Genomic DNA, 23,610 nt, shown 5'->3' with positions numbered 1-23,610 from the left:
TCACAAATACCAGGCCAGCACGGCGTCAAGCCTTCCGTTGCCGATAACCGGCAGGGCCACCATTCGGCTCAGCCCGGCTGCGCAGGCTTCGGAGCCGGCGATCGAGCCGTCAGAGGTGAGATCGTCGTTGAGCGCGGGCATGCCGGCGGCCCAGGCGCCGCCGATGCTGCCTTCGCCCCTGGCGATGGACTGCGCCGCATAGCGTGCGGCGAGGTCGGTCTGCGCGCTGCAATCGCCGGCGCGAAAGACCAGCGCCGAACGGCCCTCGTTCGGGACCCAGATCTCGAAGCGTCGTGCAATCGGCGTTGCCTGCGCGGAGAGGAATGTCAGAACCCAGGTCTGGTCGGTACCGGTTCGGTAGGGCACGCCGACGCCGAGATTGATCCCGACCTTGGCGGCGTCCTCCCAGCGCAGGAAACTCTTGGCGTCGTGCAAGTCCTTGATGATCAGCGGCAGGCCCGCCTTCCAGGTGCGTCCGGGCAGGCCGAAGCCGCGCGGAAATCTGGTGTGGCGGGAGTTGAATTCGAACATGTCCGCGGTGCCGTAATAGCCATCGACGAGCCCCATCTCATGCGAGAGATCAGGATCGTTGTGCCAGAGTTCGATCGCGCCGACATGCGCCTCGTCGTCGCCGCAGAACAGCACCAGCACGGCTTGCAGGAATTCGCCCGCGAACACCGGCACCGCCACGCCGCAGGTGAGGCCGGCCGCAGCGGCCTGATCGGTCCGCTTGAAATAGGAGTTGGCGAATTTCGTGAGGATGACGGGGTGGCCACAGGCCCAGGCCTTGCCTGGAAGTCCCTCGTCATATCCGAAGTGCAGCTCTTCGCTGACGGCTTTGAACGCGGACAGCCCATCGTCGTAGAGGCCGCCGCCGAATTCCAGCCGCATGCGCGTCCGGTCGGGTACCCAAAGTTCAACGACGCGAATGAAGGTCTTCATCGAGCGTGTCCGCCGCCTCAAACCACGACAGCATCGGTCATTTGGCTGCGGAGCGGACGTTCAAAATGCGGGCAGCACGGCCCAAACTTCGTGCGACGACGAGGCGCGGCGGTGGGCTCGCCGATCGAATGTCCTGAAACACAAACTTACCGGGCTCGCCGGCCTCGGCCGGCGACGGCAATTTCAATCCCGGGCTCGGCCTGTCGGCCGAAGGGCGTCAGCCGATCGGCAGGCGCGTGATCGTGGGCCGCGTGTCGGCGACGATCTGCGGCTTGTGCTCGCGCTCGGGGGCTGGCTGCGTCACCGGCAATTGCAGCACGGTCGCGCGCTGACCTTCGACGAGCTGCGTCACCAGCACGTATTTGCCGTCGGGGAATTCGATCGCGTCATGATGGCGATCGGGAATGTGCGGGTCGATCTTGCCGAACTTGCCGACGCGAGAGTTCACGGTGCGCGTCCAGATCCAGCGGTTGTCGTAGCGGACATTGTCGGCGAAAGCGAGCTCCGTCCCCGGCAGCAGACAGACCGCGACGGAGGGATCGGCTTCGGAAGCGAAACCGCGCGTCGAGGTGCCGCGGAAGGTTGTCGTGACGATCGTCTCGCCGACTTCGGCGGGGCGCGTCGCGACGGCATGCAGGCTGTAGTCACACATCGGGTGCTCCTCATGCTGGGATAGCGACCCGCGTCTCTTTCGAGGCGCAGGCCTCTATCAGAGTGGAAGCATACAACGCTCTGCTCGGTTATGGGCAAATCTGCGGCTCGCGTCCGCAGCGCGCGATCACATTATCTTTCCCGGATTCGATAGGAACAAACCTCGCGTCCTTGCATTCGGCCGGAGCTATCAGCACTGCCGGCACAACTCTACCGGCGAAGCAGAAATGGCTGCGCGCCTGCGCGGGGGAATGTCGCGCGGGAAGATGGACCGGACAGCCGGCGCAGAACCAGAGAAACCGTCCAGCCGGAGCGGACAAGTATCCGCTCCGATCCTGGATCGCCGATGCCGATCGAAACGCGCGCGGCGCTTGATGTTTCCCGTATCAGTACTTCCGGTAAAGCCCGATCAGCTTGCCCTGGATCTTCACGCGGTTCGGCGGAAGAATGCGGACCTCGTAGGCGGCATTGGCGGGCTCGAGCGCGATCGAGGCGCCGCGGCGGCGGAAGCGCTTGAGCGTGGCCTCCTCGTCGTCGATCAATGCCACCACGATGTCGCCGGTATTTGCGGTCTCGTTGCGCTGGATCAGCGCCATGTCGCCGTCGAGGATGCCGGCCTCGACCATCGAATCGCCGCGCACTTCGAGCGCGTAGTGCTCGCCCGAGCCGAGCATGTCCGGCGGCACGCTGATGGTATGGCTGCGGGTCTGCAGCGCCTCGATCGGCGTGCCGGCGGCGATGCGGCCCATCACGGGCACCGCGACGGGGCGCTCGCCCTCGTCCGCGGGCGGGCTGGAGCTCGCGCGCACCTTGCCGAGATTGCCCTCGATCACGCTCGGGGTGAAGCCACGGCGATTGCCGGCGGCGGCCTGGAGCTCGGGCAGCTTGATCACCTCGATGGCACGGGCACGGTTGGGCAGGCGGCGAATGAAGCCGCGCTCCTCGAGCGCAGTGATCAGGCGATGGATGCCTGACTTCGAGCGCAGGTCGAGCGCATCCTTCATCTCGTCGAAGGACGGCGGCACGCCGCTTTCCTTCAGACGTTCGCTGATGAACCGCAGAAGCTCGTATTGTTTGCGCGTCAACATCTCGACCAAAGTCCCCCGGTTGATGTCGTTCGATTCCGACACGATGAAGCCGGCACTAAGCCGCTACATCCTCGAAACAAATCATGAACGGACACTATATGTTCGATATGTGTTCCGCAACTGCTTAATTTATGGTGAACGCGGCCAAGCTCGCGGAATGCGTGTGGCTGGGCGGCTCAGACGGGCAGCCGGAGCACCTCGCAAGGCGTGCCGGCCTCGGCCTTCGGCGCGAACGGTGCGCGCACCAGAAGTACCTGTGCCGCAGCGAGATTCGCAAGAAGGGAGGAGTCCTGATGGCTGACCGGAAGGGCGACGCGCGTGCCGTCGTCGCGCTCCTCCAGCCGCGCGCGCAGATAGTCCTCGCGCTGGTCGTTGGCGGCGAGATCGCGGCCCAGCACGGCGCGCTCGCGCCGATGATGAATCGCTGAACGGCCCGACAGGGCGCGAATCAAGGGGACCATGAACAGGAAGGCGCACACGTAGGACGACACGGGATTGCCGGGCAGGCCAATCACGCGCATCGCGCCTATCCGACCGTGCATCATCGGCTTGCCCGGCCGGATCGCGATCTTCCAGAACGCCATCGCGATGCCTTCGCCCTTGAGCGCCTGCTGGACCAGGTCGTGGTCGCCGACCGAGGCACCGCCGGTCGTGATCAGGATGTCGGCGCCGCTCTCGCGCGCGCGGCGGATGCCGGCGGACGTCGCCTCCAGTGTATCGGCGGCAATTCCGAGGTCGATGGTCTCGGCGCCCTCGCTGCGGGCGAGCGCATGCAGGGCATAGCCGTTGGAATAGACGATCTGGCCGCGACCAGGCGTGGTGCCCGGCATCACGAGCTCGTCGCCGGTGGCGAGAACGGCAACCCTCGGGCGGCGGATGATGGCGAGATGCGGATGATTCATTCCGGCGGCAAGGGCGAGATCGCGCTCGGTGAGGCGGATTCCCTTGCGCAGCAGCACGTCGCCTTCGCGGAAGTCGACGCCTGCAGGGCGGATGTGCCGGCCGAAAATGGCGGCTTCCTTGATCGTCACATGTTTGCCGTCGGCAGCCGTGTCCTCCTGGATCACGACGGCATCGGCGCCGTCGGGAACGACGCCGCCGGTGAAGATCCGCACGGCTTCGCCGGGGCCGACGCTTCCCGCGAGCGGCCGGCCCGCCGCGACCTCGCCGACGACGGTCAACCTCGAATCGTTTGCCGCGTCGGCCGTGCGCACGGCATAGCCGTCCATCGCCGACATCGCCTCCGGCGGCTGCGTGCGCCGCGCCGCGACATCGCGGGCGAGCACACGATGGTAGGCCTCGTCGAGGCAAACCATCTGTTCAGCCAGCGGCTCGACGCCGGCCAACACCGCAGCAAGCGCGTCAGAAACCGGCATCAGGGCCACGGGCGAACTCCGCAACAAATCAGGACTGGGTCGGCAAGTTCTAGCCGAGCGGAGGAGCTGAAGCAAAAGGCCTCCCTTGCCAGCCAGGAACCACACTTCCTTTTGGTCTCGAACCGGCTTATCTTCTGCCAATGACAGAACTGCTCGAAAAGGCGCTGAAGGCCGTGCGGCGGCTTCCTGCGGATAGCCAGGACGAGATTGCACGCGCCATGTTGGCGTTGAGCGACGCCGGAGAGGAGGCTGAGGAAGTCGATCCCGGTCATCTTGCGGCGGTCCTCGAGGGGCTCACGCAGGCGAACCTCCGGCAATTTGCGTCTGACGCCGAGATCGAAGCCGCCTTTCGCCGCTTCGAGCGATGAAGCTCAGATTTACGCAACGCGCGGCCAAGGATCTGATTGAGATTGCCGATTATGTTAGGGAGCACAGCCCCAAAGGCGCATTGCGCGTGCGCGCTGCGATCCTTGAATCCCTTCGAGATCTTGTTCGCTTTCCGCAACTTGGACGACGGCAGGAGGTCGAGGGCGTGCGCAAGCTGGTAACGCGGCGGTACCGTTACCTGGTTTACTACCGGCTGGAGGTAGAGGCCGGCGAAATCGTCGTTCTTGCGATCAAGCATCCCGCACAGGAACGCGAGCACTCTGACGTCTGAGCGGGCTCAACTCCGCCGCGGCATGATGCGGAAGGCGAGACAGACCGGAACGAGGATTGCCATGGCAAGGACGAGAATGACGAGTGCCACGGCCAACATCGGTCAACGCCCCGTCGGATCGCCCGGACTGATGTCCGCGACGTCGGGCGCCTTGGGACCCTGATCCTTGTCCGGCAGCGGGTCCGCCTGGGATTTCAGGTCGGCGGCCTTGCTGATCAGCTTGGCGGAGAGGTCAGAATCCGAGGTGGTTCTGGCGAATTCGAGCAGGAGAGAGGCTTGCTTGGTGAGATAGGTCTTGCCCAGCACGTCGATCAGTCCAATGTAGAAGTCCCAACGGACTCATGAGTCCGAAGGGTGGTATTCCGTTCCCGGAACTCTGTATAAAAATGCACAAAGTGATCAGGTTCCACATTTTCAGCAGTTTTTGTTCCGGCAAGTGAGCGCGCTCCGGGCTTTCCCGCGGCTCAGATCCCCAGTGCTTTCAATGCGTTCCCGACATCACGCGGCGAGGTGACATGCACGGCGGTCAAGCCGCGCGCCCGTGCTCCCTCGATGTTCTCGGCGAGGTCATCGAAGAACACGATGCGCTCGGCCGGCACGCCGATCGCCGCCACGACATGGTCGAAGGCCTCGGCATCCGGTTTGCGCAGGCCGATGCTGGAGGACAGATACAGCTCGCGGAAATGGCCGAGCAGACCGGCATATTCCTTCGAGAAATGGTCGACGTGCGGCCGATTGGTGTTGGAGAAGGCGTAGAGCGGCATCTGCTTCGCCGCGCGCGGCAGCAGCTCGGCGATATCAGGCATCTCGCCGGCGAAAATCGCGTTCCAGCCTTCCAGGAATTGCGCATCCGAGATGCCGATCCCGAGCGAGGACCGCAGCGAGGCGAAATAGTCCGCATCGCTGATCTTGCCCATCTCATGCAACCGGTAGGCCTCGTCGCGCACATAGCGCGCGATGATGGCCTCGGGCTGGCAGCCGGCATGTCCCGCCCAGCAGGCGATCGCCTTGGAGAAGTCGATGTCGAGCACAACGCGCCCGAGGTCGAACAGCAGCGCATCCGCGCTGCCGGGAGAGAGCGATGTCATTGCGTCCTTTTCACTTCGGTATGGCGCGTCAGTAACGATAGGGCTCGTGGTCGAACAGCGGGAACGCGCTGAACACGCTGGGCGCGTTGGTGGCGTCCGCCGGATGCAGGCAGGATTTGTCGAGCTCGGCGAATGAGGTGGCGCCCAGGAGGCCGAGGCAGCGCAGCACCTCGTCTTCGAGCAACTCCAGCATCCGCGCGACGCCGGCTTCGCCGGCTGCCGCCAGCGCCCAGCATTGCAGCCGGCCGATGCCGACGAGGTCGGCGCCCGCCGCGATCGCCTTGACGATGTCGGTGCCGCGGCAAAAGCCGCCGTCGACCATGATCCTGGCGCGGCCCTTCACGGCGTCGACGATCTCCGGCAGCACGTGCATGGCGCCGCGGCCGTGGTCGAGCTGGCGTCCGCCATGGTTGGAGACGTAGATCCACTCGACGCCGTGATCGAGCGCGATCTGCGCATCCTCGGCCGTGGCGATACCCTTGAGGATCAGCGGAATTTTGAACGTGTCCTTGATCATCTTCACGGTCCGCCACTCCAGGCCCTTCTGGAAATCGCCGCCGGTCGCGCGCAGGCGGCTCTCGCGAACGTAGCGCTTGGCGATGTCACGTTCACGACGGCTGTAATGGGCGGTGTCGACGGTCAGGCAGAAGGCGGCATAGGCGTTCTTCTCGGCCCGGTCGACCACGTCGGCGACGAAGGCATCGTCGCCGCGGACATAGAGTTGATAGAGACGCAGTGCATCGGGGGCAGCCTCGGCGGTCGTCTCGAGGCCGGGCTCGGACACCGAGCTCAGCATGTGCGCCGCGCCGAACCTGCCCGCAGCGCGCGCGACGCTCGCCGCGCCATCCGGATCGAAGATCTCGAGTGCGCCGACGGGAGCCAGCACCACCGGCAGACGCAGCTTGCGGCCGAACTGCTCGACGCTGCCATCGATCCTGCGCACGTCGCGCAGCACGCGCGGGCGGAAGGCGATCTCGTCGAGCGCCATGCGGTTGCGCCGCATCGTGGTCTCGGTCTCGGCGGCGCCGATGATGTAGTCCCAGGCATTCTGGTTGAGGTTGGCGCGCGCCTTCCGGATGAACTCGTGCAGGTTCTGGAACGGCTCGTCGCTGGCGCCGAGCTCGACGTTCCGTTCCGGCCGGATGCGGGGCGCTTCATTCATTGTTGTCCTCCCGAGAATTTGAAGTCTTGTCGCCATCGCCTATCGCGTCCGGCCCTCCAAAACCATCCTAAAATCGCATAGCTGCGAAGCGTGGGCGGCCCGGACCGGTGTCGTGTTGCTTCGAAACAGTTTCGGAACGTTGCCAAAAGTTTAGGCCAAGGCGAAGGGATTTCTTCGGTGTACCCGCCAGCGCGGCATCCCGGCCTTGAAGAAACCAGAATGGTATTGTGAGAGATGGACTGGATCGCCATTTGCATGGCGTCTCCCAGCCTCAAGAGAAACGCCAAGCACAAAAGGCACCTTCATGCGGAAAACCCTGCTGTTCCCCCTGGGCGCGCTCACGGGAGCGTGCCTGACCCTTCTGGTAGCGAGCCCGCAGGGCGGCGTATGGGCAGCACGGGCGGCAGTGAGTGCGGGTGATGCTTATTCCCAGCTCAATCTGTTCGGCGCGGTGTTCGAGCGGGTCAAGGCCAGCTATGTCGAGAAGCCGGACAATGCCAAGCTGATCGAGGGGGCGATCACCGGCATGGTGACCTCGCTCGACCCGCATTCGCGCTACATGAACGCCAAGGCCTGGACCGAGATGCAGGAGACCACCTCCGGCGAGTTCGGCGGGCTCGGCATCGAGGTCACGATGGAGGATGGCCTCGTCAAGGTCGTCTCGCCGATCGACGACACGCCGGCTTCGAAGGCCGGCATCATGTCCGGCGACCTCATCGGCAAGATCGACGGCGAGGCCGTGCAGGGCATGACGCTCGAGCAGGCGGTCAACAAGATGAAGGGACCGGTCGACACCAAGACCAAGCTGACCATCATCCGCAAGGGTGCGGATGCGCCGCTCGAGGTTGCGATCACGCGCGAGATCATCCATGTGCGTCCGGTGCGCTTCCGCGTCGAGAACGGCGACATCGGCTATATCCGCATCACCTCGTTCAACGAGCAGACCGCCGACGGCCTGAAGAAGGCGATCGCCTCGGTCTCCAAGCAGGTCCCGCCGGAGAAGCTCGCCGGCTACGTGGTTGATCTGCGCAACAATCCGGGCGGCCTGCTCGACCAGGCCGTGTCGGTGTCGAGCGCCTTCTTGCAGCGCGGCGAGGTCGTTTCGACCCGCGGCCGCAGTCCGGAAGAAACCCAGCGCTTCACCGCCCATGGCGGCGACCTCACCAAAGGCAAGCCGATCGTGGTGCTGATCAACGGCGGCTCGGCCTCGGCCTCGGAGATCGTTGCCGGTGCGCTGCACGACCACAAGCGCGCGACGTTGATCGGCACGCGATCGTTTGGTAAGGGCTCGGTGCAGACCATCATTCCGCTCGGCTCCGGCAATGGCGCGCTGGCGCTGACCACGGCGCGCTACTACACGCCGTCGGGCCGCTCGATTCAGGCCCAAGGCATCGCGCCCGACATCGAGATCCTCCAGGACGTGCCGCCCGAGCTGAAGGGGCGGATGGACACCATGGCGGAATCCCAGATGCGCGGGCATCTGTCGGCCGACGGCACCGAGCAGACCGGATCGCAGTCCTACGTTCCGCCGGAAGAGAAGGACGATAAGGCTCTGCACGCAGCCTACGACTTCCTCCACGGCGTTACGGCAAATGCCGTCGCTGCCAAGCGCGCGACGAAGGCTGCAGTGCCGAACTAGATCTTACGACGTTCCGGATCATGTTTCGCCCGGGAGCGGAGGACCGCTTCCGGGCGATTTCGTTTCCAGCGCCGTTTCGACCTAACCGACCTCGCGGCGGCGGCTCTCGCTGCCTTCGCGCCGGGCGCGCCGGCTGCGGTGCAGCGCGAACAGCTCCAGCATCTTGTCGGCGGGCTTGGCGGCGCTGAACAAATAGCCCTGCATCTCGGAGCAGCCGAGCGTACGCAACAGGCGCTGCTGCTCCTCGGTCTCGACACCCTCGGCCGTCGTTGTCATGCGACGGGCGGCCGCCAGGTTGACGACGGCTTGAACGATGCTGGCGGAGCCGTCGGGACGGGCGATGTCCTCGACGAAGCAGCGGTCGATCTTGATCTTGTCGAACGGGAAGCGGTGCAGATAGCTCAGTGACGAGTAGCCGGTGCCGAAATCGTCGAGCGCGATGCGCACGCCGATGGCGCGGAGCTGGTGCAGGATGGCAAGCGCGGCATCGTCGTCGCGGATCAGGACCGCCTCGGTGATCTCGAGCTCGAGTCGGCTCGCCGGCAGGTTCGACGTGGCGAGCGCCGTCATGATCTTCAGCGCCAGCGTGCCGCTCTTGAACTGCACCGGCGAGACGTTGACGGCGAGACGGATGTCGTCGGGCCAGCTTGCCGCGTCCCGGCACGCGGTCGCCAGCACCCATTCGCCGATCTCGTTGATCAGGCCGGTGTCCTCGGCGATCGGGATGAAATCGGCGGGAGAGACCCAGCCGCGCTCGGGATGGCGCCAGCGCACCAAAGCCTCGCAGCCGGTGATGCGGTCGTCCTTCAGGCCGAGGCAGGGCTGGTAATACACCTCGAGCCCGCCTTCGCGATCTCCTTGCGCGATGGCGTGGCGCAGGTCGCCCTCGAGCTGGCGGCGTTCGCGGACCTTGGCGTCCATGTCCGGCTCGAAGAAGCGGTAGGTGTGGCGTCCGGCGGACTTGGCCGCGTACATTGCCATGTCCGCGTTCTTCAGGATCTGGTCGAGCGCCGTGCCGTGCTCCGGCGCGAGCGCGATACCGATGCTGGCGTCGCTGGTGAGATGATGGCCCATGCAGTCGACCGGCGTGCGGATGGTTTCGAAGACGCGCGCGACGAGCTCGTTGACCTGATCCAACGACGTTACCGCGCCCTGCACGATGGCGAATTCGTCGCCGCCGAGGCGCGCCACGAAATCTGCGGGACCCGCACAGCGGCGGAGGTTGGTCGCGATCGATTTCAACAGCTCGTCGCCGATGAGATGGCCCAGCGCGTCGTTGACGCCCTTGAACTCGTCGATGTCGATGTAGTGCACCGCGGTCTGCTCGCCGTCGCGGGCCGCGGCCAGCTCCTGCCGCAGATGCTCGTGGAACATGGCGCGGTTGGGCAGGTCCGTCAGCGCGTCGTAATGGGCGAGGTGGGTGATGCGCTCCTCGATGCGCCGGCGCTCCGTGATGTCCTCGTGGGTCGCCACCCAGCCGCCATCCGCGAGCGGCTCGTTGAGGATGTGGATCGAGCGGCCGTCGGCGGTATCGACCACCATGGAGTTGCGGAGATGGATGTCCTTCAGGACGCGCGCGGCGTAGGCATCGACGTCGCCGGTAAACGAGCCGGTCGTCTTGCGATGGGCGATGATGTCGCGAAAGCTGCAGCCGGGCTTCACGACATCGGCCGACAAGCCGTACATCTCGATGTAGCGCTGATTGCAGACCACGAGCCGCTGCTCGGAATCGAACAGCAACAGGCCCTGCGTCATGTTGTTGACGGCGCGGTCGAGCCGCTGCTTCTCCAGCGTCAGCTGTTCGCGCGAAAGGCGGTGCTGCTCCAGCAGCTTGCGCACGACGGCAATCAGCACGCCTGCGATCGCGAGCGCGGAAGAGGCTGCGATCGAGATCAGAATGCCGATCTGCTCGCGCCAGTCCGCCAAGGCCGCTGCGCGCGTCGTGGTGGCCATCACCAGGATCGGGAAGTGGGGCAGGGCGCGGGAGGAGATCAGCCGGTCCTGGCCGTCGACGGGGCTGTTGAAGCGGCCGGCGAAATGATCGAGCCCGAACACCCTTTGATGCTCGAACGGTCCGGTCTTGAAGTTTCGCCCCATCAATTCGCCGGACTGCGGATAGCGGGCGAGCAGTGTGCCGTCGCGATGCAGCATCGAGATCGTCGCGCCTTCGCCGAGCACCACGGAGGCGAAGAATTTCTCGAAATTGGCGGGCTCGATCCCGCGTCCGACCACGCCGAGGAACTCGCCGCGTGGCCCGACGACCCTCCGGGCCACCAGAATGGTCCACGCGCCGGAGATGCGGCTGTGCAGCGGCTCGATCAGGACATCAGGCGCATAGGGATCGTACTTGAAGGTGCGGAAGTAGGCGCGATCGGCGACATTCACCTTGGGCGTCGGCCATGCGGTCGACGAATTGATCAGATTGCCTTCGGCATCGATGATGTTGAGGCCGCCCATATAGGGCAGCGCCTCGATCTTCGACCGCAGCATCCGGTGCACGTCCTCGCCCGAGAGGCGCTTGCGATACTCCTCTCCGGAGGTAATTCCGGTGGTGCGGACGTAGTCGACGAAACCCTTCTGGATGACGGCGAAGTCCTGCAATTGCTGATCGAAATGATGAGCAAGCAGCAGCACGGTGTTTTCCAGCTCGCGGCCGGAATTGCGCAGCGCCCGCTCCCGGAAGTTCTGCGCCATCAGGACCGAGCCTATGGCGATGGCCGCGATCAGCAGCGTGCCGCCAACCACAAGCCAGCGGATCGGGCCGCTGCGCACGAAGACCTGGTCAAAGAGACGACTGCCGAATTTCATCTTCATGCTGGATTCGCTGCCGCGCACACGTCAGGATCAATTCAGGACCCTGAGAACATCCGTTGGTTTACGGTGACGGTGTGGAAGTAAAGTTAGGAAGCGCGGTTAACGAGACGTGAATACTCGCGCGCAAAAGCAAACCATGCGCGCGGCGCGAAAGTGGGGCGCTAACGCAAGCCCGCTTCAGGCGCGGTAATGGCCGGATTTGCCGCCGAGCTTCTCGACCAGATGGATGCCCTCGATGCGCACGCCGCGCTCGACGGCCTTGATCATGTCGTAGATGGTGAGGCAGGCGACCGACACCGCCGTGAGCGCCTCCATCTCGACGCCGGTCGGTCCCGTCACCTTCACGGTGGCCCGTATCACGCAGCCCGGCAGCTTGGCGTCAGGCTCGATATCGACAATGACCTTCGACAGGGCGAGCGGATGGCAGAGCGGGATCAGTTCCGAGGTGCGCTTGGCGGCCATGATGCCGGCGATGCGCGCGGTGCCGAGCACGTCGCCTTTCTTGGCGTTGCCGGACACGATCAGATCGAGCGTCGTCTTGGTCATGACGACGCGGCCCTCGGCGACCGCCAGCCGCTCCGTCGCTGGCTTGTCCGAGACGTCGACCATCCGCGCCTCGCCGGAGGCGCCGATATGGGTAAGGGCGGGGCCGGCCTTTGCTTTGGCCTGCTTCGTCTTGGCTGAAATGGTCTTCGCCGGCTTGCGCGCCATGTCAGCGCGTGCCCGCCGCGCGCGCCGTCGCCTCGCGCGCGAGCAGCGCGCGCGTCGCCGCCGTGACGTCGGCCTGCCGCATCAGGCTCTCGCCGACCAGGAACGTCGACATACCGACGCGCTCGAGCCGGGCGAGGTCGGCGGGCGTGAAGATGCCGCTCTCGCCGACCATCAGCCGGTCCGAAGGGATCAGCGGCGCCAAGGCCTCGCTGGTCGCGAGCGTGGTTTCGAAGGTCCGAAGATTACGGTTGTTGACCCCGATCATCGGCGAGCGAAGTCTCAGCGCCCGGTCGAGCTCGGCGCGGTCATGGATCTCGATCAAGACGTCCATGCCGTAGGCGAGGGCGGCGTCTTCGAGGTCTCTTGCCGCGGCGTCATCGAGCGCCGCCATGATGATCAGGATGCAGTCGGCGCCGTGTGCGCGGGCCTCGACCACCTGATAGGGATCGAACAGGAAATCCTTGCGCAGCACGGGGAGCGAGGTTGCTTCGCGCGCGGCTACCATGAAGTCGAGATGGCCCTGGAACGAGGGCGTGTCGGTCAGCACCGACAGGCAGGCAGCGCCGCCGGTTTCATAGGCCTTTGCGAGTGCCGGCGGGTCGAAATCGGCGCGAATGAGTCCCTTGGAGGGCGAGGCCTTCTTGATCTCGGCAATCAGCGCGTAGCCGCCGTTGGCGTGCTTTGCCTTGATCGCGCGCAGGAAGCCGCGCGGCGCGGAGGCGGCCTTGGCCTGCGCCTCGACGGTGGAGAGCGGACGCGCTCGCTTCGCCGCCGCGATCTCCTCTCGCTTGTAGGTCTCGATCTTGGTCAGGATGTCGGACATGCGGGAGTTCAGCTCTTGGAGATCGTGACCAGGTGCTTCAGCTTCGCGTTGGCCGCGCCGCTGTCGATCGAGCGGACGCCGATCGCGACGCCCTCCTTGAGGTCCTTGGCGCGGCCGGCCACGACCAGCGCGGCGGCTGCGTTGAGCAGCGCCACGTCGCGATAGGGGCTCGGCTTGCCGTCGAGCACGCTCTGCAACGCGATCGCGTTGGCATCGGCGTCACCGCCTTTGAGCGCACCGGCCTCGCAACGCGGGAGCCCGGCTTCCTCCGGCGTCACCTCGAAATTCCGGATCTCGCCGTTGTGGAGCGCGGAGACGAAGGTCGGGCCGGTGAGGGTGATCTCGTCGAGACCATCGGACCCGTGCACCACCCAGGCGGAGTCGGAGCCGAGATTCTTCAGCACCTGCGCCAGCGGCTGCACCCATTGCCTGGAGAATACGCCGACCATCTGCCGCTTCACGCCGGCCGGATTGGACAGGGGACCGAGCAGATTGAAGATCGTGCGCGTGGCGAGCTCGACCCGGGTCGGGCCGACGTTCTTCATGGCGGGATGGTGGGCGGGGGCGAACATGAAGCCGATGCCGCATTCGCGCACGCAGCGGCCGACCTGCTCCGGCTTGAGATCGATCTTCACCCCGAGCGAGGCCAGCACGTCGGCGGCGCCCGAGCGCGACGACAGCGCGCGGTTGCCGTGCTTGGCCACGGGCACGCCGGCGCCCGCGACGATGAAGGACGCGCAAGTCGAGACGTTGACCGAGCCGGAGCCGTCGCCGCCGGTGCCGACGATGTCGACCGCCTCCGGCGGCGCCTGTACGGTCAGCATCTTCGCGCGCATCGCCGCGACCGCGCCGGTGATCTCGTCCACGGTCTCGCCGCGCACCCGCAGCGCCATCAAGAGCCCGCCCATCTGCGAGGGCGTGGCCTCGCCGCTCATCATGGCATCGAAGGCGGAAGCGGCTTCGTCACGCGACAGGCTCGCGCCGGTCGCCACTTTTCCAATGATCGATTTCAGGTCGTCCATCGCGTGCTTTCAACTCACTGGTTCGCGCCGGTCACCTGCGCGAAGGCGGCCTGATTAATGGTGGTCCCGATGTCGGTTTCAAGCTTGTTGACGTAGGAAGCGACCTGCTCCTCGGTCTGGGCGCGGTCGAGGCTCTCCTTGAGCTTCTTGACCGCGTCCGAGGCAATGTCGACCGCAGGATCGACGATGTCGGTGACGCGGAAGACGATCACCTCGCTGCCGCCGCTCACGGCCGTCTGTCCGATGCCGTCCTTGGCGGTGCGGAAGGCGGCCGCCACGACGGTGCCGGCCACGCCAGCGGGCGAGTCGTCGCGCTTGAAGCTGGCCGCGGTCTCGACCTTGGCGCCGACAGCGGCGGCCTCGTCGGCGAGCTTGCCGCCCGCATCGAGCTTCTGCACCATCTCGGTCGCCTTGGCCTTCAGCTTGGCCGCGATCTGGTCCTGGCGCCATCGCGCCTCGACCTGATCGCGGACCTCGTCGAGATTGCGGTCCCGCGAGGGGGTGATGGCGAGCACGTCGTACCAGACATAGCCGCCTTTGAACGAGATCGCGTCGTTGTCGACGCCGACATCGGTGGTGAAGGCCTGCGATACCACGTCGAGGCCCTGCGGGATGCTGGCGACCGGCTGGCCGTTCGGGGCGCGACCGGAGCGGTCGACGGCCTCGATGGTCACGGCGGTGAGGCCGAGCTTCTGCGCCGCGTCGATCACGCTGGAGCCGCCGCCACGCTCGTCTTCCATCTTGTCGCGGAGGTCGGCGACCTTGACGCGTGCACGCTCAGTCGCGATCTCGCGCTTGATGTCGCCGGCAAGCTTGGCGTAGTCGGCCTCGGCGCCCGGCTCGATCTTGTCGACCCTGACGATCGCGACGCCGAGCCCGCTCTGGATCGGCTGGCTGATCTCGCCGGCAGGCAGCGCGAACGCGGCATCGCCGACGGCGGGCGCGAGCGAAGACTTAGTCACAAGCCCCAGGTCGACGTCGGAGGCGCTCAGCCCGCGTTCCTTGCCGATGTCCTCGAACGACGTGCCGCCGACGAGGCGCTCGCGAGCGGCCTGCGCTTCGGCAACGTTCGGAAAGACGATCTGCTGGATCTGGCGCTTCTCAGGCGTGCCGAGCCGGTCCTTGCGCTGCTCGAACATCTTCCGGGCATCCTCGTCCGAGACCTCGGTCCATTTGCCGATTTCTTCCGGCGAGACCACGACGAAGGAGATCTTGCGATATTCGGGCGCGCGGAACTGGACCTTGTGATCCTCGAAATAGGCGGCAAGCGCCTCGGGCGAGGGCGGGTCGATCGGACCGGCCTGTCCGGCGTCGAGCCGGACGAATTCAATCGAGCGTTGTTCGTTCTGGTAGCGCGTCAGGACGTCGACCATGGCCTTCGGGGGCTCGAGGCCGGCGCCGACCGTGCCGGTGATCTGCCGGCGCAGCGATACTTTGCGCTGCTCGGCGACATAGCGCTGCTCGGTGTAGCCGAAATTGCGGATCAAGGCTTGGAAGCGATTGGGGTCGAAATTGCCGCCGATACCCTTGAAGTTGGGGTCGTTCATGATGAGCTGGCGGATCTGCTCGTCGGATTGGCCAAGGCCGAGCCGGCGCGCCTCTTCGTCGAGCGCGGCCTCGGCAATGGTCTGCTGCAGCACCTGGCGGTCAAGGCCGAACGCGCGCGCCTGGTCGGGCGTCAACGGACGGCCGAACTGGCGGCTGATCTGTTGCAGGCGGTCGGTGTAGATCTGGCGGAACTCGTTGAGCGAGATCTCGGTGCTGCCGATCTTGGCGACCGTGGACTGGCCGAAGCCCTTGAAGATGTCGGCAATGCCCCAAATGCCGAAACTGATGATCAACACGCCCATCACCACGGCCATAACGATCTTGCCGAGCCAGTTCGATGAGGCCTTGCGTATTCCTCGGAGCATTTGGTCCAACTTGTTTGGTCAGGAGGGGAACGGTGCGCGTCTTAATGCAGATTCCGCAAAAGCGCGTCACCAAATTGATAGATCATCATAAAGTGGTGGCTTTCCCCCCGCAACCTCGCCCCGGGTGACCACTTGAAGCTGCGGCGAAAGGGCCTCTGGTCTCTGGAACTGCGGGAGCACCTCTGCTAGCGCAAGAACAAACCTCTTCTGCTGGACATTGACATGACTGACGCCATCCGACCGCTGATCGCGGGCAATTGGAAAATGAACGGCCTGAAAGCCCAGGCTGCTGAATTCGACGCCATGCTCAACGGCGCGGCAGACGTGGCTGGCAAGGCCGACCTGCTGGTCTGCCCGCCGGCGACCCTGGTTGCGGCGTTCGCCGAGAAGGCGCGCGGCAAGAAGGTCGCGGTCGGGGCCCAGGACTGCCACCCCAAGGCCTTCGGCGCCCACACCGGCGATATCGCCGCCGAAATGCTCGCCGATGCAGGCGCGACCGCCATCATCGTCGGCCATTCCGAGCGCCGCGCCGACCACGGGGAGGGAGACGCGCTGATCCGGCAGAAGGCCGAGGCGGCCTGGCGCGCCGGGGCCGTTGCGATCGTCTGCATCGGCGAAACGCAGGGCCAGCGCGACGCCGGCCAGACCCTGGACATCCTGCGCGGCCAGCTCGACGGCTCGCTGCCAGATGGATCGACGGCGGCCAATCTGGTCGTGGCCTATGAGCCGGTCTGGGCGATCGGCACCGGGCTGACCCCCACAGCCAAGGATGTCGAGCAGATTCATGGGTTTATCCGGGAACTCCTGATCTCCCGGTTCAAGGCTGAGGGCGCCAAGATGCGAATTCTCTACGGCGGCTCGGTCAAGCCCGCGAACGCAGCCGAGCTGATGGCGGTGAAGAACGTCAACGGGGCTCTGGTCGGCGGTGCCAGCCTGAAGGCGACCGATTTCCTTGCGATCGCTAAGGGCTGCCCCTAGCTAAGTCCAAACCGCGGAACCGGGCCCGATCGGGGGTGGCAATGCCACCTCCGATCGTGTAACACCGCGCAACTTCAGGAAAACCCGCGAAGCGCGATCGGCCGCCGTCAGGCGCCGCCCGCTTGTGACGGAAGGATATCATGCAGACCGTTGTCATCGTCATCCACCTCATGATCGTCGCCGTCATGATCGGTGCCGTCCTGCTCCAGAAGTCGGAAGGCGGCGGCCTCGGCATGGGCGGCGGCGCGGGCTTCATGTCGAGCCGCGGCACGGCGAACCTTCTGACGCGGACCACCGCGATCCTGGCCGTCGGCTTCTTCCTCACCAGCCTGTTCCTGTCCTGGTATGCCGGTTACGACCGCAAGCCGTCGTCGATCATCGGCCAGCCCTCGCAGACCCAGCCGGCCGGCGGGTCGCCGATCGCGCCGCCGACCTCGGGCGGCATCCTGGATTCACTGAAGAAGGCCGACGAGCAGCAGCAGGCACCGGCTCCGACCGGTCCTCAGGTGCCGCGCTCGCAATAAAGCAGGGGGGCCATGCAGGGCAGTGGCTACCGTCCTGCATCAACAATCCCCATCAAGGCACTGTCATCACTCTTCGTTTCGGCTCACCCACAGGCCCGCAAAATCTTTGGGGCGGAATACGAATCGCTTTGGCGAATCGTATTTAGGGGATTAGAGGTTAAGTCCCATGGCGCGGTACATATTCATCACCGGCGGCGTGGTTTCTTCGCTCGGCAAGGGTCTGGCTTCGGCGGCACTGGGTGCCCTGCTGCAGGCCCGAGGCTACAAGGTCCGCCTCCGCAAGCTCGACCCCTATCTCAACCTCGATCCCGGAACGATGTCGCCGTATCAGCACGGCGAAGTGTTCGTGACCGATGACGGCGCGGAGACCGATCTCGATCTCGGTCACTACGAGCGCTTCACCGGCCGTCCCGCGACCAAGGCCGACAACATCACCACCGGACGCATCTACCAGGACATCATCTCCAAGGAGCGCCGCGGCGATTATCTCGGCGCGACCATCCAGGTTGTTCCGCACGTCACCAATGCCATCAAGGAATTCGTCCTCGACGGCAATGACGATTACGACTTCGTGCTGGTCGAGATCGGCGGCACCGTCGGCGACATCGAGGGCCTGCCGTTCTTCGAGGCGATCCGCCAGCTCAAGAACGAGCTGCCGCGCGATCACGCCGTCTACATCCATCTGACGCTGCTGCCCTACATTCCCAGCGCCGGCGAATTGAAGACCAAGCCGACGCAGCACTCGGTGAAGGAGCTGCGCTCGATCGGCATCCAGCCGGACATCCTGCTCTGCCGCACCGACCGCGAGATCCCGAAGGAAGAGCGGCGCAAGCTCGGGCTGTTCTGCAACGTGCGCGAAAGCGCCGTGATCGAGGCGCGCGACGTCGACAACATCTACGCGGTCCCCGAGGCCTACCACAATGCGGGCCTCGACGACGAAGTGCTCGCTGCCTTCGGCATCGCCTCGCGGATTCCGCCGGAGCTGCGCAGCTGGCAAGAGATCAACGAGCGCATCCGCAATCCCGAGGGCAACGTCACCATCGCCATCGTCGGCAAGTACACCGGCATGAAGGATGCGTATAAGTCGCTGATCGAGGCGCTCTCGCATGGCGGCATCGCCAACAAGGTGAAGGTCAATCTCGACTGGATCGAGAGCGAGATCTTCGAGAAGGAGGATCCGGCGCCGTTCCTCGAGCACGTCAACGGCATCCTGGTGCCCGGCGGATTCGGCCAGCGCGGCGCAGAGGGCAAGATCAGGGCGGCGCAGTTCGCGCGCGAGCGCGACGTGCCGTATTTCGGCATCTGCTTCGGCATGCAGATGGCGGTGATCGAGGCCGCGCGAAACCTCGTCGGCATCGAGGACGCCAACTCCACCGAGTTCGGCCCGACCAAGGAGCCGCTGGTCGGCCTGATGACGGAATGGCTGCGCGGCAACGAGCTCGAGAAGCGCTCGCAGGCAGGCGACCTCGGCGGCACGATGCGGCTTGGCGCCTATCCTGCAACGCTCAATCGCGGCAGCCGCGTCTCGCAGGTCTATGGCGGCGCGACCGAAATCTCCGAGCGTCACCGCCATCGCTACGAGGTCAACACCGCCTACAAGGACCGCCTCGAGCAGCACGGCTTGAAGTTCTCAGGCCTCTCGCCCGACGGCGTGCTGCCTGAAATCGTCGAGTACGAGGATCACCCCTGGTTCATCGGCGTCCAGTTCCACCCCGAGCTGAAGTCGCGCCCCTTTGAGCCGCATCCGCTGTTCGCTTCGTTCATCGAGGCGGCGGCGAAGCAGAGCCGGCTGGTGTAGCCGGCTCGGTCTGCCCTGACAAAGTCTTGCTCGCACCTCCGGCTACGCGGCCGCGATGTCCATCCTGCGGCAGAAGCAAGATGCCTTGATCGGCACCTCCGCGCGCGACTGGGCGAGGTCAAGTCGCTGCTTGATCAGCGGCCTCTCGGCGCTGTCGCCACGCCGCATGAGACATTCGTGCAAGCCGTGAAGCGACCACAGATTGTCGGGATGCTGGCAGGCCCGGCTCAGCTTTCCATCGAGGCCGAGATCGGAACGGTACACTGCCTCGGCTTCCTCGATCCGTCCCTGCTCCAGCAGCAGCGCGCCGAGTGCGTGACGCGGTGGCTGCATCCATCCCCACGGCTCGTCATAGGGCAAGGCGTCGCTGAGTGCGACCGATCTGCGCAGCTCAGCGAACGCGAAGTCGTAATTGGCTTTGCGATATTCCAGTTCGCCATTCAACATCGCTTCGGCCACGCCGAGCAGGGCGACGACCTTGTTGTTGTGCACGAGCCGGCTCTCCGGCACGCGTGTCTTCGCCTGAGCGAACAACGCTTTCTCGGTTTCGGCCTCAGTGACGTGGCCAAGCGCTGAATGAGCCACCGCCTTGGCGTAGTGGATCATTGCCGTCACGGAGCAGTATAGCTCGCGATCCTCCGGCAGCTGTTGGGCAATGATGTCGTGCCATTTGCCGAAACGCACGAGAACGTGCTGCTTCATCGTCAAGTAGCCTTCCAGGAAGTCCGCCATGGGGGGCGATTGAATGCGCAGCACTGGCTCGGGCACGGTGGCAATGAGTTCCTCGGCCGCTGCGATAGCGGGGGCGTATTGACCCAGGAACATCGCGCCGTAGATGGCGAAGTGGAAGTTGTGGATGACATAGACCAGGTAGACACCCGGATCGTCCGAATAAGCGAGGAATCTGCGGTCGGTCGCCAGCGCCTTCTGATTGTAGAGCAGGACGTCGTTGTACTGCCCGCACAGCACGTCGAGATGCGTCGGCATGTGGATCAGATGGCCGCTATCGGGGGCGATCCCGCGCAGCCGGTCCCCAGCCCGCATCGCCTTTTGCGGGAAGGGCGACATCTCCATGAGGTGGACGTAGAGATGGAGCAGCCCCGGATGATTCCACGCAGCCGGCCATCGATCGAAAGCTTGTTCGAGCACGGCCCTGCATTCCTCGGTGCCAGCGCCCTTGGTGGGTTCTCCAGACTCAAGGTCCCACATCAGCCACGGCGTCTCGTTCATGATCGATTCGGCAAAGATGGCTCGGACCTCGAGATCTTCGGGATACGTGGCGAAGACCTTTCGCATCTCTCGCGTGAAGGCCTTGTCCCACGGCGCCATGTCCTCGATCGCGTCACGCTGCGGATAGCGCGCCGACAAGGCGCGGATCAGCGCTTGCTCGACCGGGCTCGCCCTCTCCGCCTGCGCGAGGGCGTCCTGCGTCGCATCGTATGATCCCGCCAGCGCCAATTGACGGCCTTGTGCGTCATAGCGGACCCAGGGCAGGTTGTAGTTGGGACCCGCGGCGTAGCCGATGCCCCAATGCGCCATCGCGCAGCTGCTATCGAACTCGAGCGCCTTGCGAAAACATTTGATCGCCTCGCCGTGGTTGAATCCGAACACCCAGTTGAGCCCTCGGTCAAACCAGAGCTGCGCATCGGGCGAAGTCGTGGTGATTTTGCGGCTGTAGGGTCCGAGATCAAAATAGGTCATTGCCTTCGCCCCCTTTGATCGCTTCGGTCGTTTTGCCGATTGCTCTCGGGCCGTCGGCGGCTGATGCGCCCTGACCGAGCCTGCACATTATCAAGAGCGCCGGCCCCGCGCTATCGAGCTATGCACGGAACGCCATGAGGGGGCCCCGGGTGAGGCTCAAGACAGAGTTGTGGCCAGCGGGTATAACCGCCGCTCCTGTCAGGGAGGGAGCAAGAATGATCTACGAAATGCGCGTCTATCGTTGCGTGCCCGGCCGCCTACCGGCATTGCTCAAGCGGTTCGAGACCGCCACGCTGAAGATCTGGGAGAAGCATGGCATCAAGCAGGCCGGGTTCTTCACCACCCTGATCGGCGAATCCAACCAGGAGCTGACCTATTTCCTCGCCTGGGACTCGCTTGCCGAGCGCGAGAAGAAGTGGGGCGCGTTCATGACCGATCCGGACTGGATGAAGGCGCGCGCCGAGAGCGAAGCCGACGGCCAGATCGTCGCCAACATCGTCAGCCAGATCCTGGCGCCGACCGCCTTCTCGGCGGTGAAGTAGCAGGCGGCGGGCAGGGAACCCTGGCGCAACCCTGATATTCGGACCGTCCGGGCGGAAGAGGGTTGATCCAACCCTCATGCCGGCTATGGTCGCGCCGAAACGAGGGATGTGCCTTGAGCTCTTCGAATTCAGCGGCGCCGGTCGTCACCATCGGCAGGGTCAAGTTCGGCAATGATTTGCCGATCGCGGTCATTGCCGGGCCCTGCCAGCTCGAGAGCCGCCAGCATGCGCTGGAGGTCGCCTCCGCGCTGAAGGAGATCGCGGAGCGGCTGAACATCGGCCTCGTCTACAAGACCTCGTTCGACAAGGCCAATCGCACCAGCGCGGCGGCGGCGCGCGGGCTGGGTCTTGCGCAGTCGCTGCCGATCTTCGCGGAAATCCGATCCTCGCTCGGCTTGCCTGTTCTGACCGACGTGCACGAAGCCACGCAATGCGCCGAGGTGGCGCAGGCTGTGGACATCCTGCAGATTCCAGCCTTTCTGTGCCGGCAGACCGATCTGCTGCTGGCGGCGGCCGCGACCGGCAAGGTCGTCAACGTCAAGAAAGGTCAGTTCCTGGCACCCTGGGACATGGCCAATGTCGTGACCAAGATCACGAGCGCTGGCAATCCCAACGTGCTCGTCACCGAGCGCGGTGCGTCCTTCGGCTACAACACGCTCGTCTCCGACATGCGCGCGCTGCCGATCCTGGCGCGCACCACCGGCGCGCCCGTGATCTTCGACGCCACCCATTCGGTGCAGCAGCCGGGCGGGAAGGGGATGTCCTCGGGCGGCGAGCGCGAATTCGTCCCGGTGCTGGCGCGTGCAGCTGTCGCGGTCGGCGTTGCCGGCGTCTTCATCGAGACCCATCCCGATCCCGATCGCGCGCCGTCCGACGGTCCCAACATGGTACCGCTGCGCGACTTCGAGGGGCTCATCGCCCGGCTGATGGCGTTCGACGCGCTGGCAAAGAATCCGCGCTGATGCAGCAGAGCGAGGCGCGGCCGCAAGATCACGGCTTGCCGACGGCGCTTTACGTCATCTCAGGCGCAAGCTTCGCCGCTGCCTTATCGGCCCGTGCACTCGATCCGGTGCTGCCGCACGTCGCCGAGGATTTTGGCGTCAGCATCGCGACCGCCGCGGGCTTTGCCGCGGTGTTCGCCTTCACCTTCTCGATCATCCAGCCGATCATCGGGGCCGCCGCCGACCTGTTCGGCAAGACCCGGCTGATGATCGGCTGCCTCGCGCTGCTCGGCTTCGCGAACATCCTAGGCGCATTCTCGCCGTCGTTCTCGGTTCTGTTCGCAACTCGCATCCTCGCGGGCATCGGCTCCGGCGGCGTATTTCCGGTGGCGCTCAGCCTGACCAGCGATCTCGTCGGTCCCGAGAAACGTCAGGTTGCGATCAGCCGCACGCTCGCCGGCGCCATGACGGGCAATCTGCTCGGCGCCTCGGCCTCAGGCCTGATCGGTGATTTCCTCGGCTGGCGCGGCGTGCTGGCGGTGCTCGGTGTCCTCGTGATCATCGCATCGATCGCGGTCGCGGCCGGCTTTCGCGGCGCCAAGGTCAAGCATCCGCCGAAGACGAGCCTCTCGGCGCTGAAGGCCGGCTATCGCACCATCTTCACCAACCCGAATGCCTATGTCTGCTATTCGGCTGTGTTCATCGAAGGCTGCTGCGTGCTCGGGCTGTTTCCCTACATCGCTTCGTTCCTGTTCGAGCTCGGCCAGACCTCGCTGTCGATCGCCGGCATCGTCATCGCCGGCTTTGCGGTCGGCGGCCTGTTCTACACGCTCACGGTGTCGCGCCTGCTGCCTTGGCTCGGCGTGAAGGGCATGATGATCGCAGGGATGACGCTGGTGGCGTCACAGCTCATCGCCGTCGCCTTCGGTCCACGCTGGGAAGTGCAGGCGCTGAATCTTGTCGTGATGGGCTGGGGCTTCTACATCGCCCATGGCTGTCTCCAGGTCTTCGCCAGCGAGCTCTCGGTCGAGGCGCGCGCCACCGCAATGTCGCTGCATTCGTTCTTCTTCTTCATGGGGCAGACGGTGGGGCCGCTCGCCTACGGCTTCGGGCTCCAGCATGCCGGCAAGATGGCGACCCTGTCGGCGAGCGCCGCGATCATGGTGCTGCTCGGCCTCGTCTGCGCGCGGCTGCTCAAGCAGCGGGCGCCGTCAGATGCGCGCGTCTGAGGGCGCGTCC

The 23,610-nt window shown here is 65.2% G+C and carries 22 protein-coding genes; 9 read left to right on the top strand and 13 right to left on the bottom strand.

Annotated features, from left to right (window positions below; all coding sequences use genetic code 11):
• From I6F09_RS19000 to glp, 4 genes are all read right to left on the bottom strand, one after another.
• Nucleotides 1-942: a GAF domain-containing protein gene (locus tag I6F09_RS19000; RefSeq protein ID WP_225188764.1), complete on the bottom strand. Its 942-nt coding sequence runs from the start codon at nucleotides 940-942 to the stop codon at nucleotides 1-3.
• A 217-nt stretch (nucleotides 943-1,159) separates the two neighbouring features.
• Entirely contained in the window at nucleotides 1,160-1,594 is a 435-nt protein-coding gene (locus tag I6F09_RS18995) for a hypothetical protein (RefSeq protein WP_025036527.1), read from the bottom strand.
• A 385-nt stretch (nucleotides 1,595-1,979) separates the two neighbouring features.
• On the bottom strand, nucleotides 1,980-2,681 hold the full coding sequence (gene lexA / locus I6F09_RS18990; protein WP_036009965.1) for a transcriptional repressor LexA: 702 nt from the start codon (nucleotides 2,679-2,681) through the stop codon (nucleotides 1,980-1,982).
• 176 nt (nucleotides 2,682-2,857) lie between these two features.
• Nucleotides 2,858-4,066 carry a gephyrin-like molybdotransferase Glp gene (gene glp / locus I6F09_RS18985; protein WP_225140021.1) on the bottom strand — a complete coding sequence of 403 codons (1,209 nt, stop codon included), beginning with the start codon at nucleotides 4,064-4,066 and terminating at the stop codon, nucleotides 2,858-2,860.
• A gap of 131 nt (nucleotides 4,067-4,197) precedes the next feature.
• Here glp and I6F09_RS18980 point away from each other — a divergent pair, with 131 nt between their 5' ends.
• The gene (locus I6F09_RS18980) at nucleotides 4,198-4,425 is read left to right on the top strand and encodes a hypothetical protein (protein WP_109143629.1); all 228 of its coding nucleotides are present in this window, start codon (nucleotides 4,198-4,200) and stop codon (nucleotides 4,423-4,425) included.
• Nucleotides 4,422-4,715, top strand: coding sequence for a type II toxin-antitoxin system RelE/ParE family toxin (locus tag I6F09_RS18975; RefSeq protein WP_109143630.1), 294 nt, complete (start codon nucleotides 4,422-4,424; stop codon nucleotides 4,713-4,715). The genes I6F09_RS18980 and I6F09_RS18975 overlap by 4 nt, the downstream gene beginning before the upstream one ends.
• A gap of 102 nt (nucleotides 4,716-4,817) precedes the next feature.
• On the opposite strand, the gene I6F09_RS18970 is transcribed toward I6F09_RS18975, so the two are convergent.
• The 3 genes from I6F09_RS18970 to I6F09_RS18960 form a co-directional block, all read right to left on the bottom strand.
• Nucleotides 4,818-5,021 (bottom strand): hypothetical protein, encoded by a 204-nt coding sequence (locus I6F09_RS18970; RefSeq protein WP_225188763.1) that lies wholly within the window; start codon nucleotides 5,019-5,021, stop codon nucleotides 4,818-4,820.
• Nucleotides 5,022-5,179: 158 nt separating this feature from the next.
• Entirely contained in the window at nucleotides 5,180-5,803 is a 624-nt protein-coding gene (locus I6F09_RS18965; RefSeq protein WP_036044305.1) for an HAD family phosphatase, read from the bottom strand.
• A gap of 28 nt (nucleotides 5,804-5,831) precedes the next feature.
• On the bottom strand, nucleotides 5,832-6,965 hold the full coding sequence (locus tag I6F09_RS18960) for an alpha-hydroxy acid oxidase (protein WP_225188762.1): 1,134 nt from the start codon (nucleotides 6,963-6,965) through the stop codon (nucleotides 5,832-5,834).
• Between the two features lie 304 nt (nucleotides 6,966-7,269).
• Here I6F09_RS18960 and I6F09_RS18955 point away from each other — a divergent pair, with 304 nt between their 5' ends.
• Entirely contained in the window at nucleotides 7,270-8,604 is a 1,335-nt protein-coding gene (locus I6F09_RS18955) for a S41 family peptidase (RefSeq protein ID WP_036009952.1), read from the top strand.
• Nucleotides 8,605-8,685: 81 nt separating this feature from the next.
• Here I6F09_RS18955 and I6F09_RS18950 read toward each other — a convergent pair whose 3' ends face one another.
• The 5 genes from I6F09_RS18950 to I6F09_RS18930 all read right to left on the bottom strand — a co-directional run bounded on the left by I6F09_RS18950 (nucleotide 8,686) and on the right by I6F09_RS18930 (nucleotide 15,887).
• Entirely contained in the window at nucleotides 8,686-11,418 is a 2,733-nt protein-coding gene (locus I6F09_RS18950) for an EAL domain-containing protein (protein ID WP_225188761.1), read from the bottom strand.
• 177 nt (nucleotides 11,419-11,595) lie between these two features.
• Entirely contained in the window at nucleotides 11,596-12,129 is a 534-nt protein-coding gene (gene moaC / locus I6F09_RS18945) for a cyclic pyranopterin monophosphate synthase MoaC (protein WP_225188760.1), read from the bottom strand.
• 1 nt (nucleotide 12,130) lies between these two features.
• A complete protein-coding gene (trpC, locus tag I6F09_RS18940) occupies nucleotides 12,131-12,952 on the bottom strand; it encodes an indole-3-glycerol phosphate synthase TrpC (RefSeq protein WP_225188759.1) in 822 nt (273 codons plus the stop codon).
• An 8-nt stretch (nucleotides 12,953-12,960) separates the two neighbouring features.
• Entirely contained in the window at nucleotides 12,961-13,974 is a 1,014-nt protein-coding gene (trpD, locus tag I6F09_RS18935) for an anthranilate phosphoribosyltransferase (RefSeq protein WP_036044310.1), read from the bottom strand.
• A gap of 14 nt (nucleotides 13,975-13,988) precedes the next feature.
• Nucleotides 13,989-15,887 (bottom strand): SurA N-terminal domain-containing protein, encoded by a 1,899-nt coding sequence (locus I6F09_RS18930; RefSeq protein WP_225188758.1) that lies wholly within the window; start codon nucleotides 15,885-15,887, stop codon nucleotides 13,989-13,991.
• Between the two features lie 222 nt (nucleotides 15,888-16,109).
• On the opposite strand from I6F09_RS18930, the gene tpiA reads away from it, so the two are divergent.
• The 3 genes from tpiA to I6F09_RS18915 all read left to right on the top strand — a co-directional run bounded on the left by tpiA (nucleotide 16,110) and on the right by I6F09_RS18915 (nucleotide 19,187).
• Entirely contained in the window at nucleotides 16,110-16,865 is a 756-nt protein-coding gene (tpiA, locus tag I6F09_RS18925; RefSeq protein WP_225188757.1) for a triose-phosphate isomerase, read from the top strand.
• Between the two features lie 140 nt (nucleotides 16,866-17,005).
• The gene (gene secG, locus I6F09_RS18920; RefSeq protein WP_036009912.1) at nucleotides 17,006-17,389 is read left to right on the top strand and encodes a preprotein translocase subunit SecG; all 384 of its coding nucleotides are present in this window, start codon (nucleotides 17,006-17,008) and stop codon (nucleotides 17,387-17,389) included.
• A gap of 166 nt (nucleotides 17,390-17,555) precedes the next feature.
• Nucleotides 17,556-19,187, top strand: a complete 1,632-nt coding sequence (locus I6F09_RS18915; RefSeq protein WP_057030501.1) for a CTP synthase — start codon at nucleotides 17,556-17,558, stop codon at nucleotides 19,185-19,187.
• Nucleotides 19,188-19,229: 42 nt separating this feature from the next.
• On the opposite strand, the gene I6F09_RS18910 is transcribed toward I6F09_RS18915, so the two are convergent.
• Nucleotides 19,230-20,888, bottom strand: a complete 1,659-nt coding sequence (locus I6F09_RS18910; RefSeq protein ID WP_225188756.1) for a hypothetical protein — start codon at nucleotides 20,886-20,888, stop codon at nucleotides 19,230-19,232.
• 215 nt (nucleotides 20,889-21,103) lie between these two features.
• Here I6F09_RS18910 and I6F09_RS18905 point away from each other — a divergent pair, with 215 nt between their 5' ends.
• The 3 genes from I6F09_RS18905 (at nucleotide 21,104) to I6F09_RS18895 (ending at nucleotide 23,600) form a co-directional block, all read left to right on the top strand.
• Nucleotides 21,104-21,430 (top strand): NIPSNAP family protein, encoded by a 327-nt coding sequence (locus I6F09_RS18905; RefSeq protein WP_057030503.1) that lies wholly within the window; start codon nucleotides 21,104-21,106, stop codon nucleotides 21,428-21,430.
• Between the two features lie 113 nt (nucleotides 21,431-21,543).
• Nucleotides 21,544-22,392: a 3-deoxy-8-phosphooctulonate synthase gene (gene kdsA, locus I6F09_RS18900; protein WP_225188755.1), complete on the top strand. Its 849-nt coding sequence runs from the start codon at nucleotides 21,544-21,546 to the stop codon at nucleotides 22,390-22,392.
• Nucleotides 22,392-23,600, top strand: coding sequence for an MFS transporter (locus I6F09_RS18895; RefSeq protein ID WP_036009897.1), 1,209 nt, complete (start codon nucleotides 22,392-22,394; stop codon nucleotides 23,598-23,600). Before kdsA ends, I6F09_RS18895 begins: the two co-directional genes overlap by 1 nt.
• Nucleotides 23,601-23,610: the final 10 nt, after the last annotated feature.

The organism is Bradyrhizobium sp. IC3195, assembly GCF_020193585.1.
Classification (GTDB): Bacteria; Pseudomonadota; Alphaproteobacteria; order Rhizobiales; family Xanthobacteraceae; genus Bradyrhizobium; species Bradyrhizobium yuanmingense.
The sequence above is the reverse complement of the archived record's forward strand: the minus strand, read 5'-3'. Positions and strand labels throughout refer to the sequence as shown.